General features: G+C 70.6%; 14 protein-coding genes. 3 read left to right on the top strand and 11 right to left on the bottom strand.

What is annotated here, in order from left to right; genetic code table 11:
- Positions 1-46: 46 nt before the first annotated feature.
- The 3 genes from Leucomu_RS08125 to Leucomu_RS08115 all read left to right on the top strand — a co-directional run bounded on the left by Leucomu_RS08125 (position 47) and on the right by Leucomu_RS08115 (position 1947).
- Complete coding sequence (locus Leucomu_RS08125; protein WP_128386891.1) at positions 47-694, top strand: hypothetical protein; 648 nt, start codon at positions 47-49, stop codon at positions 692-694.
- Complete coding sequence (locus Leucomu_RS08120) at positions 691-1386, top strand: hypothetical protein (RefSeq protein ID WP_128386890.1); 696 nt, start codon at positions 691-693, stop codon at positions 1384-1386. Before Leucomu_RS08125 ends, Leucomu_RS08120 begins: the two co-directional genes overlap by 4 nt.
- Positions 1387-1530: 144 nt before the next feature.
- A complete protein-coding gene (locus Leucomu_RS08115) occupies positions 1531-1947 on the top strand; it encodes a VOC family protein (RefSeq protein WP_017884698.1) in 417 nt (138 codons plus the stop codon).
- On the opposite strand, the gene Leucomu_RS08110 is transcribed toward Leucomu_RS08115, so the two are convergent.
- The 11 genes from Leucomu_RS08110 to Leucomu_RS08060 form a co-directional block, all read right to left on the bottom strand.
- Positions 1911-2708 (bottom strand): helix-turn-helix transcriptional regulator, encoded by a 798-nt coding sequence (locus tag Leucomu_RS08110; RefSeq protein ID WP_128386889.1) that lies wholly within the window; start codon positions 2706-2708, stop codon positions 1911-1913. The two genes, Leucomu_RS08115 and Leucomu_RS08110, sit on opposite strands and share 37 nt — an antisense overlap.
- A gap of 51 nt (positions 2709-2759) precedes the next feature.
- Complete coding sequence (uvrB, locus tag Leucomu_RS08105) at positions 2760-4850, bottom strand: excinuclease ABC subunit UvrB (RefSeq protein ID WP_128386888.1); 2091 nt, start codon at positions 4848-4850, stop codon at positions 2760-2762.
- Positions 4851-5130: 280 nt separating this feature from the next.
- Positions 5131-6336 (bottom strand): winged helix-turn-helix domain-containing protein, encoded by a 1206-nt coding sequence (locus Leucomu_RS08100; protein WP_128386887.1) that lies wholly within the window; start codon positions 6334-6336, stop codon positions 5131-5133.
- Positions 6337-6346: 10 nt separating this feature from the next.
- A complete protein-coding gene (gene ndk / locus Leucomu_RS08095) occupies positions 6347-6763 on the bottom strand; it encodes a nucleoside-diphosphate kinase (protein ID WP_017884702.1) in 417 nt (138 codons plus the stop codon).
- Positions 6764-6830: 67 nt separating this feature from the next.
- Positions 6831-7325 carry a DUF4233 domain-containing protein gene (locus Leucomu_RS08090; protein WP_228407041.1) on the bottom strand — a complete coding sequence of 165 codons (495 nt, stop codon included), beginning with the start codon at positions 7323-7325 and terminating at the stop codon, positions 6831-6833.
- Positions 7322-8677, bottom strand: coding sequence for a bifunctional folylpolyglutamate synthase/dihydrofolate synthase (locus Leucomu_RS08085; protein ID WP_017884704.1), 1356 nt, complete (start codon positions 8675-8677; stop codon positions 7322-7324). The genes Leucomu_RS08090 and Leucomu_RS08085 overlap by 4 nt, the downstream gene beginning before the upstream one ends.
- Positions 8674-12078 (bottom strand): isoleucine--tRNA ligase, encoded by a 3405-nt coding sequence (gene ileS / locus Leucomu_RS08080; RefSeq protein ID WP_128386886.1) that lies wholly within the window; start codon positions 12076-12078, stop codon positions 8674-8676. The genes Leucomu_RS08085 and ileS overlap by 4 nt, the downstream gene beginning before the upstream one ends.
- Positions 12079-12441: 363 nt before the next feature.
- On the bottom strand, positions 12442-13503 hold the full coding sequence (locus Leucomu_RS08075; protein ID WP_128386885.1) for a hypothetical protein: 1062 nt from the start codon (positions 13501-13503) through the stop codon (positions 12442-12444).
- A gap of 55 nt (positions 13504-13558) precedes the next feature.
- On the bottom strand, positions 13559-14005 hold the full coding sequence (locus Leucomu_RS08070) for a hypothetical protein (RefSeq protein WP_128386884.1): 447 nt from the start codon (positions 14003-14005) through the stop codon (positions 13559-13561).
- Positions 13996-14739, bottom strand: a complete 744-nt coding sequence (locus Leucomu_RS08065) for a hypothetical protein (protein ID WP_128386883.1) — start codon at positions 14737-14739, stop codon at positions 13996-13998. The genes Leucomu_RS08070 and Leucomu_RS08065 overlap by 10 nt, the downstream gene beginning before the upstream one ends.
- Positions 14736-15740, bottom strand: coding sequence for a class C sortase (locus Leucomu_RS08060; protein ID WP_128386882.1), 1005 nt, complete (start codon positions 15738-15740; stop codon positions 14736-14738). The genes Leucomu_RS08065 and Leucomu_RS08060 overlap by 4 nt, the downstream gene beginning before the upstream one ends.
- Positions 15741-15983: the final 243 nt, after the last annotated feature.

The following is a 15983-nucleotide window of genomic DNA, read 5'->3' as shown; positions in this document are numbered from 1 at the left end:
GGTCGCTTTCGGATATTATTGATGCAAGTTCTCGAAAGGACCTGAGATGTCGATCGCGCACCTTCCCGCCGAACTCCCCCGCAGCCGCCGCGACCTCGCGGGTGCTCCCCTGCGGCCCAGCCGCGACCGGCTCACCGCGCTCATCACGCAGCTCGACGACGATCGCCTCGACATCGCCGAAGAGCTGCTCGCCGACATCCTCGCCCACCAGCAGGCCGATCTCCGAGGCCTGACGGGCGCCGAGATGTCGGTGCTGGCCCGTCTCGACGTGAGCGAAGGCGAACTGCGGCGCCCCACCTCCCTGCCCGCCACCCGGCGCAGCCGCCTGTGGGAGCGCCAGCTCGCCGAGCTCAGCGTCACCGTCGGCGAGGCCGCCGAGACGCTCGGCGTCACCCCCGCCCGAGTGCGGCAGCGCTGCGCCGCGGGCACCCTGCTCGCCCAGCGCCGCAGCGACGGCTGGCGACTCCCCTCATTCCAGTTTCCGGACGGCCGCGAGCTGCCCGGTTGGTCGATCGTCGCGGCCGCGATCCCGGCGGGCACCCCGCTGGCGCTCGTCGAGCGGGTGCTCACCTCCCCCGCGATGCGCCTGCGCGTCGACGACGAGGAGCTGGCGCCCTTCGAGTGGCTGGCACAGGGAGGGGATCCCGCCCTCGCCGCGGCCGCGGTCGACGACGCGCTGAACCGTCTGCCGTGAGCGAGCAGCTGCCCGAGCCGGATTCGGCCCGCTTTCCCGACCTCGACGTCGACCCGCGCTGGGTGCGCGAGGTGCCCGCAGGCACACTGATCGTGCGCATCTTCCGGGCGGGCGGGGCCCACCCGGTCGCGTGGCACGAGTTCCGCTCGTTCGGACCGCTCGACGGCCGTTTCGACCCGCACCCGCTGCCCGTCGGCGACCACCACGGCATCGGTGTGATGTACGGGGTGATCGAGAGCGCCGGGGCCTCCGGGGGCTCCGTCCAGCGGCCCGACGATGCCGTGGACGGTTCGTTCGCGGCTGCTCTGCTCGAGGTGTTCCAGGCGCAGCGCATGATCCGGCTGCGCGACGGCTCCCCCACGCTCGTGGCCTTCGAGACCACGCGGCCGCTGCGCCTGCTCGACCTCTCCGACAGCGATTGGATCGCGGTCGCGGGCGGCAACGCCGCGATCTCCTCCGGAGACCGTGAGCAATCGCGGGCGTGGGCGCGCGAGATCGCGCGACGCTACCCCGAACTCGACGGAGTGGTCTCGGCGTCGTCGCTCGTGCCGACCGTGCGCGTGGTGGCGCTCTGGGCGAATGCGGCAGATGCGCTCCCCCAGCACCCGGCCGCGCTGCTGCCGCTCGGCCTCGACGAGCTGCTCGGTGTGATCGACCGGATCGCCGACCGCTACGGCTACCTGGTGCTGTGAGCCCTGGGAGGTGCCCGGGCGAAGGCGCGGCGATCCGACCGGGCCGCGTGCTGAAGCGGTCATGACCCGGGCCCGCGATCCGGGCCCTTCCGCGTGTCCGATTCGTTCTAGCGCGCATCCCGCGCTCGGCCTACGCTGGCGGCTATGACACTGCAATTCGACTTCATCGGTATCGTCACGGCCGACCTTCCGGCCTCGCTCGGGTTCTACCGCGCCCTGGGCGTGGACGTCCCGCACGGGCAGGAGCAGGCGCCCCACGCCGAGGCGACGCTGCCGGGCGGCATGACGCTCGCCTGGGATCCGGTCTCGACGATCCGGAGATTCATGCCGGACTTCGAGCTCCCCGTCGCAGGCGGGGGCCGCATCGGCTTCGCCTGCCGGGCGCAGAGCGCCGCCGAGGTCGACCGGGCCTACGCCGAGCTCGTGCAGCAGTACCCGGCGGCCGCGCACACCGAGCCCTGGGATGCGCCGTGGGGGCAGCGCTACGCGACCGTGCTCGACCCCGACGGCAACTCGATCGATCTCTACGCGCCGCTCGACCCGGAGGCCGCGGCCAGCTGAGCGGGCGCGGCTCCGATCACCCGCCCGAACTCGCGCGCCATATGCGACTGGTCGGCGTATCCGGCGAGGCTCGCCGCCGTCGCGAGGGGCGCGCCTCGCAGGATCAGGTCGCGCGCCCGCTCCGCCCGCAGCACCCGCCGCAGCGAGGCGTATCCGTAGCCGAACGTCTGCAGCATGCGCCTGCGCAGCTGCCGTTCCGAGTATCCCAGGCGGCGGGCGAGTCGCGGGAGCGGTTCGGCCCGCAGCGCCGCGGCCCGAACCTCGTCGACCCACCGCAGCCGCCGCGCCTCAGAGTGCAGCGCGAGCTCTCGAGGCACGGCCCGCGCTGCATCGCGCAACCTCCCCGCGTACCGAGACTCTGCCGCCCTCGACAGATCGGGGGCGCCGCTCGTCGGTCCCTCTTGCGGCCCGCGCGCCGCCGGCGACTCCGCCGCGCCCAGCAGGGCGCGCAGCGCCCGTTCCCCGCGCTCCGCGAGTGCGGTGGGCAGCAGGCCCTGGGCGGGGAGGATGCGGTCGCGCAGCTCGAACGCGTCGATGCCGAGACCCGCACCCGCGAGCCCCGGAGAGAACCTGAGCCCCACCGTGGGATGCTGCTCGCTTCCGCGTGCGAGCAGCCACCTCGTCGAGGGACCGGCGACGATCAGCTGGTCGTCGCGCAGGATGATGTCGGCGCAGCCGTCGGCCGAGATGGTGGTCGCGCCCTCTGCCGGGCTGGAGATCCAGAGCGTGCCGAGCCCGGGGATGGGCGTTTCACAGTACACGGGGCTCCGATCGTTGCTCGGCTCGACGGGCTGGGTCTGCGATGATCTCGCCTAGAGGTGGCCCGCGGCGTCCATGCTGCGCAGCTCGCGCTTCAGTTCTGCCACCTCGTCGCGCAGGCGCGCGGCGAGCTCGAACTTGAGTTCTTCTGCGGCCACGAGCATCTGCTCGGTGAGGTCGGAGACGAGCTCTTCGAGCTTCGCGGCGCCCTCGGCCCCGATGGCGCCGGCCCTCGACGCGGACTTGCCCTTCGCCCGTTGTCCGGACCCGCCCTTGCGCTGGGCGTGGGCGCCGGTGCGCGAGAGCACGTCTTCGGTGTCGGCGGCCTCGCGGGCGAGCATCTCGGTGATGTCGCCGATCTTCTTGCGCAGCGGCTGCGGGTCGATGCCGTGCTCGGTGTTGTAGGCGACCTGGATCTCGCGTCGGCGGTTGGTCTCATCGATCGCCTCGCGCATCGAGCGGGTGACCGTGTCGGCGTACATGTGTACCTGGCCCGACACGTTGCGGGCGGCGCGGCCGATCGTCTGGATGAGCGAGGTCGACGAGCGCAGGAACCCTTCTTTGTCGGCGTCGAGGATCGCGACGAGCGACACCTCGGGCAGGTCGAGGCCCTCGCGCAGCAGGTTGATGCCCACGAGCACGTCGTAGACGCCGGCGCGCAGCTCGGTGAGCAGTTCGACGCGGCGCAGCGTGTCGACGTCGGAGTGCAGGTAGCGCACCCGGATGCCCGCCTCTTCCATGAAGGTGGTGAGTTGCTCGGCCATCTTCTTGGTGAGCGTGGTGACCAGTACGCGCTCGTCGCGCTCGGCTCGCACCCGCACCTCTTCGAGCAGGTCGTCGATCTGCCCCTGGGAGGGCTTGACCACGATCTCGGGGTCGATGAGGCCCGTCGGGCGGATGATCTGCTCGACGATGCCGTCGGCGCGCTCGAGTTCGTAGGCGCCCGGGGTGGCCGAGAGGTATACGGTCTGGCCGACGCGCTGCTTGAACTCGTCGAACTTCAGGGGCCGGTTGTCGAGTGCGCTCGGCAGCCGGAACCCGTGATCGACGAGCGTGCGCTTGCGCGACGCGTCGCCCTCGTACATCGCACCGATCTGGGGCACGGTGACGTGCGACTCGTCGATCACCACGAGGAAGTCGTCCGGGAAGTAGTCGAGCAGGCAGTGCGGCGCCTCGCCGGGCCGGCGCCCGTCGATGTGGCGCGAGTAGTTCTCGATGCCCGAGCAGAAACCGATCTGCTCCATCATCTCGAGGTCGAAGGTGGTGCGCATGCGCAGGCGCTGCTCTTCGACGAGCTTGTTCTGCTGCTTGAGCTCCCGGGTGCGCCCGTCGAGTTCTTCGGCGATGGTGCCCATCGCGCGGTTCATCACGTTGCGGCTCGCGACGTAGTGCGAACCGGGGAAGACCGACACGGTCTCGACCTGTTTGATCACCTCGCCCGTGACGGGGTGGAGATAGTAGAGCGCCTCGATCTCGTCGCCGAAGAACTCGATGCGGATGGCCAGCTCTTCGTACATGGGAATGATCTCGACCGTGTCGCCGCGCACGCGGAAGTTGCCTCGCACGAACTCGATGTCGTTGCGCTGGTACTGCATGTCGACGAAGCGCCGCAGCAGCACGTCGCGATCGAGGCTGTCGCCGACCACGAGCGGCACCATGGCCTCGTAGTACTCTTCGGGCTTGCCGAGACCGTAGATGCACGACACCGTGGAGACCACGACCACGTCGCGTCGGGAGAGCAGCGCGTTCGTGGTGGAGTGGCGCAGGCGCTCGACCTCGGCGTTGACCGACGAGTCTTTCTCGATGAAGGTGTCGGTCTGCGGCACGTAGGCCTCGGGCTGGTAGTAGTCGTAGTAGCTCACGAAGTACTCGACCGCGTTGTTGGGCAGCAGCTGCCGGAACTCGCTCGCCAGCTGGGCAGCGAGCGTCTTGTTATGGGCGAGCACGAGGGTGGGGCGCTGCACGGCCTCGATGAGCCAGGCCGTGGTGGCCGACTTGCCGGTGCCCGTCGCGCCGAGCAGCACGACGTCGGTCTCGCCCGCGTTGATGCGCCCGGCCAGCTCTTCGATCGCCTTCGGCTGATCGCCGCTGGGCTCGTATTCGCTGATCACCTCGAAGGGGCGTACGCTGCGCGTGGGTTCCATGATCTCGAGGGTACTCGGAGCCACTGACATTCTCGCGTCGGTTCGCGGGAGGCGGATCGCCCCTGGCGGATCGGCCGCCCCACGTCCCGCGCCCCCGATATGTTCTGGCCTCGCTCCCGCCATCCCCTCACCCCACCCGCGCTGAGAGGCGGATTTCGCAGCTCCGCTCGTCGGATCCCGTGCGAAATCCGCCTCTCGAGCCCGGGAATGGGCACTCTCGACCCCGGGAACGGGGCTTCACGAGCCCCTGGGCCCCGCGCACCCCGGCGAGCCACAGGCCCTAGGCGGCGTCGAAGCGTGCGGGCAACGGCAGGTCGCCCGCTCCGCTCACCCGCACCTCGTCGAGCCCCTGCCAGCGCGCGGCCTTCGCGAGCAGGGGGACGGCCGCCTCGGCGGTGCGGGCGGGTGCGCGCTGCTCCTGCCAGGCGGCCTGCACGAGCAGTGCGCCCCGCTCCCCCGCCCGGCGCGGCCGATCGGCCTTGAGATCGATGCGCCCGGCGAGACGACCTCCGACCATGAGCGGCAGGCAGTAGTAGCCGTAGCGGCGCTTCTCCTTCGGCGTGTAGATCTCGATGCGGTAGTGGAAGTCGAACATGCGCTCGGCCCGGGGCCGGAACCAGACCACCGGGTCGAACGGGGTGAGCAGGGCGTCGGGGGCGAGCCGCGCGGGTACGCGGGCGTCGCGGTGCAACCAGGCGGGCTCCGGCGCACCGTCGGCCCGGGTCCAACCGGTGACGCGCACGGGCAGCAGTACTCCGTCGTCTTCGAGCGCTCGTACCGCCGACCGCGCATCGGCTGCCTTCAGCCGGTGGTAGTCGGCGAGGTCGGCGAGCGTGGCGACCCCGAGCGAGCGGGCTGCGCGTTCGACGAGCGCGCGCTGGGCCTGCTCTCGCTCGACCGGTTCGAGCGCCTGCGCGGGCAGCACCTGCTCGGCGAGAGCGTACCGGCGTTGGAAGCCCTCGCGCCCGTGCGAGACGACCTCGCCCCAGGCGAAGAGCTTCTCGACGGCGCGTTTCGTGTCGCTCCAGTCCCACCACGGGCCGCGGCCGCTGCGGGGGCCGTCTTCGAGTTCGCGCACGAACTGCGGCCTGCCCTCGGCGAGCGCCGAGCGCACGCGGTCGATGGTGGGCGCCAGCGCCTCGGCGCGGCCATCGCTGCGGTAGCGGTCGCGGAACTCGTCCATGCGCCACCCGAAGAGCGCCCGATCCCGCACCGGGACGAACGCGGCCTCATGCGCCCAGTACTCGGTGTACTCGCCGCTGCGCCACAGGTGGCGGTCGAGGGCGTCCGCCTCGTAGTGGCCGTGCCTGGAGAACACGGGAAGGTAGTGGCTGCGCGCGAACACGTTGACCGAGTCGATCTGCAGCACGTGCAGCGACTCGAGCGCGGGGTCGAAGGGGCGCCGGCGCCGCAGTCGGGGCGCGTTCGTGAAGCCCTGAGCCGCGAGGGCGATGCGACGCGCCTCGGCGGCGCTCAGGGCGTTCACGACCGCGGGATCAGGCGAACCAGAGCCCGAGCTCGCGCTCGGCCGACAGCGTCGAGTCGCTGCCGTGCACGAGGTTCTGCTGCACGTTGAGGCCCCAGTCGCGGCCGAGGTCGCCGCGGATCGTGCCGGGCGCGGCCGTGGTGGGGTCGGTGGTGCCCGCGAGCGAGCGGAAGCCCTCGATGACGCGCTCGCCCTGGGCGCGCACCGCGACGACCGGGCCCGAGCTCATGAACTCGATGAGCGGCTCGTAGAAGGGCTTGCCCTCGTGCTCGGCGTAGTGCGCGGCGAGCAGTTCGCGATCCGCGCGCACCATGCGCAGGTCAGCGATGGTGTAGCCCTTCGCCTCGATGCGGCGCAGGATCTCGCCGGTGAGGCCGCGGGCCACGCCGTCGGGCTTCACCAGGATGAGGGTCTCTTCAGCGGACATGCACGCTCCTTCGGTACCGGTTCGTCGGGGTGCGTCTCACCCCGAACAGAGTCTATCGAGTGGGGGCTCAGCCGCCTTGAGCCGCGAGCCAGGCGGCGCGGTTGCGATCGATCTGGGCGCCCTTCACCATGCAGTAGATCCAGAGGCCCGTGAACAGCAGGCCGACGATCAGCGCCATCGGCAGCAGGATCGCGGTGGCGAGCATGAGGGCGTGCACGATCCAGCCGAGGATGATGCCGGCCCGCCCCAGGCGCATGATGCCCAGCGCCACGATGATGAGCAGCCCGAGGCCGCCGCCGATGTAGAGGCCGAGTTCACGGGGTTCGAGCACGCTGAGCCCGAAGAGCGAGAGTCCGATCAGCACGACCACGATGAGCTCGAAGCCGAGCACGATCGAGGCGAGCGCCTTCTGCGTGGACTGCGCGCCTCGGCGCGCACCCGAGATGCGCATGGCCGAGTTGTGGGCCATGGTCTCGGAGGGCGACAGCTTGAGATCGTCGTCGGAGTCGTTCTCGCGGCCCGGGCCTGCAGCCGGTTCGGGCACGGTGTTGTCGCGGCTCACGCGATCCCCCATTCTTCGGAGCGCGCGTGCGCGATGGCCTCGCCCGCGAGCAGCACGGAGCCGACCACGAGCACGGCCCGTCCCTCGCCGCGAGCCGCCCAGGCCCGCGCCTCGTCGAGCGCCTCGGGCAGCGAGTCGGCGACTTCGACGGGGGTGTCCGGGATCGCGTCTTCTGCGACCTCGCGCAGCGCGGTGGGGTCGATCGAGCGGGGCGACTCGACCGGAGTGACGGTGACGCGGTGGGCGATCGGTGCGAGCGCCCGCAGCAGCCCGAAGGCGTCCTTCTCTTCGAGCACGCCGACCACCAGCGCCAGCTCTTCGAAGCTGAACGACTCGGCGACGGCCCGGGCGAGCGCCTCGGCGCCGTGGGGGTTGTGCGCGGCGTCGACGTAGATGACGGGGTCGGTGCCGATGAGTTGCAGCCGGCCGGGAGACGTGAGTTGCCCGAGGCCCTCGTCGAGCACCTCTTCCGGCACGGGGCGCTCGGCTCCGAAGAAGGCCTCGACGGCGGCGACCGCGAGTGTCACGTTCTCGGCCTGGTGGCGGCCGAAGAGCGGTACGAAGGCCGGGTCGTACGGGCGACCGCTCAGCCCGACGAACTCGATCTGGCGGCCTCCGACGGCGACGCGATCCTCGATGAGGCGGAAGTCGCGGCCCTGCACGACGAAGCGGGAGCCCGCCCGTTCGGCCGCGGCCTCGAGCTCGGCGAGCGCGTCGGGATGCTGCTCGGCCGTGACGACCGCGCTGCCGGGCTTGACGATGCCGGCCTTCGTGCGGGCGATCGTCTCGACGTCGCGGCCGAGGATCGCGGTGTGGTCAAGATCGATGGGAGTGAACACGGCGACACGCGCGTCGGCGATGTTCGTGGCGTCCCACTCGCCTCCCATGCCGACCTCGATGACGGCCACCTCGATGGGCGCGTCGGCGAACGCCGCGTAGGCGAGCACGGCGAGCGCCTCGAAGAAGGTGATCGGCCCGTGCCCCGCCGCCTCGAGCTCGGCGTCGACCACCTCGAGCGGCAGGCGCAGCTCGTCCCAGGCCGAGGCGAGCAGCTCGCCGTCGATGGGTTCGCCGTCGAGCTGGAAGCGCTCGGTGAAGTCGACGAGGTGGGGGCTCGTGAAGAGGCCGGTGCGCAGGCCGTGGGCTCGCAGCAGTGACTCGATGGCGCGGCTCGTCGAGGTCTTGCCGTTGGTGCCCGCGACCTGGATCACCGGGTACGAGAGCTGCGGCGTGCCGGCGAGCTCGGCGAGGCGGCGCACCGGCTCGATGCGCGGGCGCGGGTTCGCCTCGCCCACGCGGGTGAGCAGTTCTTCGTAGACGCGTGCGGCGGCGTCGGCGTTCGTCGGGTTCACTCTGCGGCCTGCTTCCAGTGCTCGGTGACGTCGATCGTGATGACGAGCGGGTCTTTGCCGGTGCCGAGCGCGTCGGCGCGGGACATGAACACGCCGGGGCCGGTCTCGGGGAGCCCGGTCAGCAGCCCGGCGAACTCGTCGCCGGGCAGGGCATGGGCGGCGAAGCCGACCGCGAGGGTCTCGGCGGAGATGAGATCCGCGTGCGCTTCGAGTGCGGCTGCGTGCTCGGGCGCCGCGTTCAGCGCGAGCACGATGCGGTCGCTCACGTCGAGGCCGGCGTTCTTGCGAGCCTCCTGCACGGCGCGGATCGCGTCGCGGGACACCCCCTCGGCCTCGAGCTCGGGCGTCGTGCTGGTCGAGAGCAGCACGAAGCCGCCGCCCGGGATCAGTGCGAGCGCGGGGCCGCCCGAGTCGCCCGCTCCCCCGTCGCCGGCGCTGAGGGTCAGCTCGTACTCGTGCGGTTCGAGTTCGATGCCGCCCGCGACGATGGTGCCGCGCTGCTCGCTCCAGTCGCCCGACTTGGCGGCCTTGATGGCCTGCTGCACCTGCTTGCCCAGGCGGGGCCCGGCTGCTCGTGCGTTGACGGCGAGGGTCTGCACGATGCCGTGCTCTTCGGCGCTGGTGCCGGTCTGCTGCACGAGGTGCACGGCCTTGACGTTGAGCTCTTCGCTCAGGATGTCGGCGAACGGTTCGAGCGCGTCGGGTCGCGAGGTCACGACGGTGAGCTCGGCGAGCGGCAGACGTACGCGCAGGCGATGCGCCTTGCGCAGGGCGAGCGCCTGCGACGTGATCTGACGCACCTCGTCCATGGCGGCGACGAGCTCGTCGTCGACGGGGAACGCGTCGGCGGAGGGCCAGTCTTCGAGGTGCACGGAGCGGCCGCCGGTGAGACCGCGCCACAGCTCTTCGGTGATGAGGGGGGCCATGGGTGCCGCGACGCGCGCCACGGTCTCGAGCACCGTGTACAGCGTGTCGAACGCCTGCCGGTTCTCGGGCTTGCCGTTCGCCCCCGCGGTGCCCTCCCAGAAGCGGTCGCGCGAGCGGCGCACGTACCAGTTGGTGAGCACCTCGGCGTAGGCCCGCAGCGACTCGGCGGCCGACGTCGTGTCGAGCGCGTCGAGGTGCGCCTCGACGTCGCGCACGAGCCGACCGGTCTTCGCGAGGATGTAGCGGTCGAGCGGATCGCTGGAATCGGTGCGCCACCGCCCCATCACCCCGTCGGCGTTGGCGTAGAGGCTGAAGAAGTACCAGGTGCTCCAGAGCGGCAGGATGAACTGGCGCACGCCTTCGCGGATGCCCTCCTCCGTGACGATGAGGTTGCCGCCGCGCACGACGGGAGAGGCCATGAGGAACCAGCGCATCGCGTCCGAACCGTCGCGGTCGAACACCTCGTTCACGTCGGGGTAGTTGCGCAGGCTCTTCGACATCTTGTTGCCGTCGCTGCCGAGCACGATGCCGTGGCTGACCACGTTCTTGAACGCGGGCCGGTCGAAGAGCGCCGTGGCGAGCACGTGCTGCACGTAGAACCAGCCGCGGGTCTGCCCGATGTACTCGACGATGAAGTCGGCGGGCTGGTGGGTGTCGAACCACTGCTCGTTCTCGAACGGGTAGTGCACCTGCGCGAACGGCATGGAGGCGGAGTCGAACCAGACGTCGAGCACGTCTTCGATGCGGCGCATGGTCGACCTGCCCGTGGGGTCGTCGGGGTTCGGCCTCGTCAGCGAGTCGATGTAGGGGCGGTGCAGGTCGACCTCGCCCGACGCGTTGCGCGGCAGCTCTCCGAAGTCGCGTTCGAGCTCGGCGATCGAACCGTACACGTCGATGCGCGGGTGGTCGGGGTCGTCGCTCTTCCAGACGGGGATCGGGCTGCCCCAGAAGCGGTTGCGGCTGATCGACCAGTCGCGAGCGCCCTCGAGCCACTTGCCGAACTGGCCGTGCTTGACGTTCTCGGGCACCCAGGTGATCTGCTCGTTCGTCTCGATCATGCGCTGCTTGAGGTCGGTGACGCGCACGAACCAGCTCGAGACGGCCTTGTAGATGAGCGGGTTGCGGCAGCGCCAGCAGTGCGGGTACGAGTGCTCGTAGCTGGCCTCGCGCAGCAGCCTGCCGCGCTCGCGCATGAGGCGGATCAGGGGGCGGTTGGCGTCCATCCAGAGCTCGCCGGCCACGTCGGTGACGGGCTTCAGGAAGCGGCCGCCGTCGTCGACGCTCACGATGACGGGGATGCCGGCCGCGCCGGTGATGCGCATGTCGTCTTCGCCGTAGGCGGGGGCCTGGTGCACGATGCCGGTGCCGTCCGCCGTCGACACGTAGTCGTCGCTGAGGATCTGCCAGGCGTTCTCGGTGCCCCACGCCTCGGTGTCGGCGTAGTAGTCGAAGACGCGCTCGTAGCGCACACCCGCGAGCTCGGCGCCGACGACGGTGCGCTCGACGGCCTCGCGGGCGGCATCGGCCGACTCGTAGCCGAGCTCTTTCGCGTGGTTGCCTACGAGATCGACGGCGAGCAGGTACCGGGCTTCGCCGGCCGCTCCGCCGTCGGCGGCGCCCGCAGGGCCGGCGGGCACGAGCGCGTAGGCGATCTCCGGGCCGACGGCGAGGGCCAGGTTGGTCGGCAGGGTCCAGGGGGTGGTGGTCCAGGCGAGCGCGCGCACGCCGTCGAGGCCGAGCTCGGCGGCTCGGGGCCCGGTGAGGGGGAAGGTGACGGTGACCGACGGGTCCTGCCGCATCTGGTACACGTCGTCGTCCATGCGCAGTTCGTGATTCGACAGCGGGGTCTCGTCGCGCCAGCAGTAGGGCAGGATGCGCGAGCCCTCGTAGGCGAGGCCGCGATCGTAGAGCTGTTTGAACGCCCAGATCACGCTCTCCATGTACCCCAGGTTGAGCGTCTTGTAGTCGTTCTCGAAATCGACCCAGCGAGCCTGGCGGGTGACGTACTCCTCCCACTCGCGCGTGTACTGCAGCACCGACTCGCGGGCCTTCTCGTTGAAGGCCGCGACGCCCATCTCTTCGATCTGGGCCTTCTCGGTGATGCCGAGCTGCTTCATCGCCTCGAGCTCGGCGGGCAGGCCGTGGGTGTCCCAGCCGAAGCGCCGTTCGACCTTCTTGCCGCGCATGGTCTGGAAGCGCGGGAAGACGTCTTTGGCGTAGCCGGTGAGCAGGTGGCCGTAGTGCGGCAGGCCGTTGGCGAAGGGCGGGCCGTCGTTGAACACCCACTCCTCGTCGCCTTCGCGGCGGCGGATCGACTCGCGGAAGGTGTCGTCGCCCTTCCAGAACTCGAGCACCTGCCGCTCGATCTCCGGGAACCTCGGCGACGGGTTCACACCCGCGGTGCTCGCCTGCTCGTTCGAGGGCGTCGACGCACCGGAGGGGGTCGTTCCGGTCGACTGCTGGGGGTACGGCATTGCTCGCTCCTGGCTTCTCGGTCTGTCTGCCGCCAGTCTGACTGAGACCACTGACATCGGTGGGTCTCGGTGTCGGATCGGCGGTGCATCAGTGCCGGGACGAGCTCGGGGATGCTGGATCCCTCACCCGCGGTACCACCCCGCTTGCCTCATGCGCGCCCTGTGCGGGAACGCTTCAGCCTCTTCATTCGGCTGTGACGGGCCGTACCCGTTCGGTTCTACTGGGCGAGCGATTCTCGCGGATCGCGCACCGTTCTTCCGAAGACTCCCCGGTGATGGCCGGATCGCAGTCGATGGGTTGCAGTCTATCGCACGCGGCTCGGCCTCGACCCGAGCGCGAGCCCCGAGTCGAAGAGTCGCGCGTCAGGCCTCGCTCAGCTGCTGCTCAAGTTCGGCGATGACGGCGTCGGTGGTGCGGGCGGCCTTGCCCCGGTTGACGAACTCCTGCACGTAGTCCATCTCGCCCCGCATCTGCTCGAGGCGCGTGAGCGCGCGGCCGAAGAGGCGCTCCGAGAACTCCTCGGACTCGCGAGTGACGGCCTCGGCCTGCAGGCGCGCCGCCTCGATGAGGTTGCGGGCCTGTTCGAGGGCATCGCGACGCTGCTGCTCGACGTACTGCTGCACACGCGCGTGCAGCGCCTCGCTCTCCTGCGAGACCTCGTAGGCGCGGCGGTTGATCTCGGCGGCCTTCGCGTTCGACTCGTCGAGCACGGCCTGCGCCTCACTCAGGGCGGCCTCGTGGCGCTGGGCGTATTCGGTCTCGGCCTCTTCCTGGCGGTGCGCGATGGCGCGCTCCGCCGCGAGCACGGCGTGCTCGGTCTCGACCCGCATGCGGTTGATCTCGGCGCGCTGTTCGTCGATCTGCTGCTGCGCGACGGTGCGCATCTGCACGACCTCGCTCTCGGCCTCGGCCTGCAGGCGCGACACCTCGCGCTTGGTGGAGGCGAGTGTGTCGCTGGCTTCTGTGAGCCGTTTGTTGGCGAGGCTCGACATCTCGGCGGCGTGGGTCTCGCTGGAGAGGCGGATCTTCTCTGCGCGGGCCGTGGCGTCGTTGATCAGCTGAGCGGCGCGGGTCTCGCTCTCGCGCGTGCGGCGCTGCGCATCGGCGGCGGCCTCGGAGGCGATCTGCTCGGCCTTGGCGTGGGCGTCGGTGATCATCTTCTCGGCCTGCGACTCGGCGATGCGCAGCACCTCCTCGAACTTCGAACCGAGGCCGGAGAAGTTGGGCTTGCTCTGCTGGGCCTTCGACAGCTGCTTCTTGGCGATGTCGAGCTGAGCTTCGACGTCGAGCAGACGGTCGGCGATGCCGTCGCGGTCGGCCTGCACCTGCTGCACCTTCGCCTCGAAGTTGCGGAGGAGTCGATCGACGGCGTGGCGAGAGTAGCCCCGCACTTCGCGTGGGATCTCGTATTCGTGTAGCGACATGCTGTGCTCTTTCGGTCGTTGCTGGTTCGATGACGATGAGGGGTGTTCGGGCGGGCTATTCAATCGCGGGCGCCTCTTCTGCGGGCGCCTCTTCTGCGGGCGGCTCCACTGCTTCTTCGATCGGAGCGTCTGCCCGGGCGGCGGGGTCGACGCCGACGCTCAGCGTGCCGGCGTTGATGATCAGGTGCTGCGACTCCCGGTAGAGCACCGCGAGTCTGCTCTCCGGGAAGATGAGCACGCGGTCGCCGGTCTGGGCCCGGGCGAAGAACGGTTCCGCGCTGAGCGTCGCCGGATCTTCGACCGTGGCGATGGTGGGGGCCTCCTCGGGCAGGACCATGAGGGAGCCGACCCGCGTGAGGAGCTCATCGCCCGAGAGTCCGGTCGATGCGGCGCTCTCCGCCGCGGCATCGCCGCCGGCTCGCGGGGGCGGGTTCGCGATGATCGGCACCGCCACAGCCACCGCGCCGAGCATCAGCGCGGCCGCCACAGAGATCACGAGCACGCGCACCCAGCGGGTCCGCCACAGCTCGAGCAGACCCCGCGGGCGGCCGTCGGGGCGGGAGCCGTCGCCGCTCGGCGGCTCCGAGCGAGGCGGGTGTTCGGTCTCGGTGCGCGGCTCGCGCTCGGACCGCGGCTGCCGCTGCGGTCGGGGTGCGCGCCTCGGTTTCGGCTGCCGTTTCGGCTCGGTCGGGTGTGCGGCGGGGCCGCCTCGACCGATGTCTGCTGCGGACCGCTCTCGGGCAAGGTTTCGACGGGGGCGGCTGCTGCGGGGGTCTTCGAGGCGGGTGCGAGATCGGGGGCCGACTGCGGGGCGCTCGCTGCCGCGCGCTCGGCAGGGGTGCCGACTGGGGCTGCGGCCAGGCCGTCGGTGCGCGCATCGAAGGCTCGGGCGATGCTGCGGGTCTCGGCGATGTCGGAGAAGAGTCGCTGCGCGGCCTCTTCGCTCGTCTGCTTCGACTGCGCTGCGGCAGACGAGGGCGTCGCCGAGGCGGCACTCGGAGCCACCGCGGAGCCCGAACCCGGCACGGGAGCCTCGGGATCGGCCTGGGCCTCGAGTTCGCTCTTGCTCTCGGCGAGCACGCTGCGGAGACGGGCCATTGCTTCGTCGAGTGCGGTCGAGGCGTCCCAGGGTACCCGCTGCTGCGCGGACTGTTCGCCGTGGCTCGGCGGAGCGGGATGCTGTTCGCTCGTGGTCCCCTGCTGGGTGCGCGTCTGGTTCGGAGGGATGCCGGTCATCGGATGCGCTCCGTTTCGGCAGTCGGATCGACCGACGGGCCGGCAGCCGCGGTGGGTGCGGCCGGCGCGCTCTCGCACATCCTGGCGAGGCCTTCCTCGAACGCGGCGAGCCTCTCGCGCTTGTGCTCGCGCCGCGCGTGCACGATCACTGCGGCGAGACCGATGGTCGCTGCGGCGACGCCCAGCGCCCAGTAGGGGAACCTGGGCAGCATCGAGGCCTGACCGGCGGTCTGCTGCACGGGCGGGGGCTCCAGCCGGTCGGCGGTCACCACGAAGCGGTGGGAGTTGACGCCGAGGGGTGTGCAGGTGATGAGCGAGATGATGTCTCGATCGGCGTAGACGGGGTGCAGGGCGGCCTGCTGGGGCTCGAGCACCTCGGTCGACGTGACCCGGTAGGTGAGCACCTCGTCCATCACCTCGATGTGGATCAGGTCGCCCTTCTTCACCTCGGGCAGGTGGGTGAAGCCGACCGACTCGGCGACTCCGCGGTGCGCTCCGAGCACGGCGTGGGTGCCGACGCCGCCGATGGGCAGCGACGAGTTCTCGGAGTGGCCGACCCCGCGCACGAGGGCGCTCTCGTCGAGGGTGTGCCGGATCGGCTGATCGAGGTCGATCGCGGGCACCCGCAGGCGAGCAATGACGTCGGCGCTCGGCAGCAGCAGCGTGTCGCGGTAGTCGTCGCCCGGCAGACCGGATCCCAGGGCGAAGCGCTGGTTGTACCCGCGCGCGGCGTCGAGCAGCTGGTGGCGCAGCGTGGGGCCGACCTTCTCGACCGTGCTGGAGAGCTCGCGCGTGGCGATGGACTGGGCGCGCTGTTCGAACCACTGCGCGGCGGAGGGGTAGAGCAGCACCAGCACGCCCAGCCACACCATCGTGGCGACGACGACCCGACGACCGGGCGAGAGCGACAAGCCGGCGCGGGGACGCTTCGAAGCCGCGCCCCTGGCGGGTGCGGCTTCGGCGGGCGCGGTGCTCGGCGGCGCTGCTCGGGTGTCGGTCATGATCTCCTGCGGTGGGTGGCTGCGGAGCGGAAGGCAGATAGAGATGTGCTCATCTTATATGGATGCTAATTGTTCTTTGAGGAGTATTCGTGTTTTTTCTAGCACTTAACTCTGGATTTACCGGATGTCGTGGATCGTCTTGCTACGAGTCTTGTGGATCTCCGTCCCTTCGACCGGCTCGGGGCCGGAAAGCCTCCTGCGTGCGGCGTCTTCCCGCCCCCTTCGACAGGTTCAGGGGGCGGG

The organism is Leucobacter muris (assembly GCF_004028235.1).
In the GTDB taxonomy this organism is placed as follows: Bacteria; Actinomycetota; Actinomycetes; order Actinomycetales; family Microbacteriaceae; genus Leucobacter; species Leucobacter muris.
This window is presented reverse-complemented; position numbering and strand designations above follow the sequence as displayed.

Bases quoted from the DNA above. Each gene is read 5' to 3' on its own strand.
- uvrB (WP_128386888.1), bottom strand. From the start codon at position 4,850: ATGGAACCCACGCGCAGCGTACGCCCCTTCGAGGTGATCAGCGAATAC.
- Leucomu_RS08075 (WP_128386885.1), bottom strand. From the start codon at position 13,503: ATGTCGCTACACGAATACGAGATCCCACGCGAAGTGCGGGGCTACTCT.
- ndk (WP_017884702.1), bottom strand. From the start codon at position 6,763: ATGTCCGCTGAAGAGACCCTCATCCTGGTGAAGCCCGACGGCGTGGCC.
- ileS (WP_128386886.1), bottom strand. From the start codon at position 12,078: ATGCCGTACCCCCAGCAGTCGACCGGAACGACCCCCTCCGGTGCGTCG.
- Leucomu_RS08065 (WP_128386883.1), bottom strand. From the start codon at position 14,739: ATGACCGGCATCCCTCCGAACCAGACGCGCACCCAGCAGGGGACCACG.
- Leucomu_RS08060 (WP_128386882.1), bottom strand. From the start codon at position 15,740: ATGACCGACACCCGAGCAGCGCCGCCGAGCACCGCGCCCGCCGAAGCC.
- Leucomu_RS08125 (WP_128386891.1), top strand. From the start codon at position 47: ATGTCGATCGCGCACCTTCCCGCCGAACTCCCCCGCAGCCGCCGCGAC.
- Leucomu_RS08115 (WP_017884698.1), top strand. From the start codon at position 1,531: ATGACACTGCAATTCGACTTCATCGGTATCGTCACGGCCGACCTTCCG.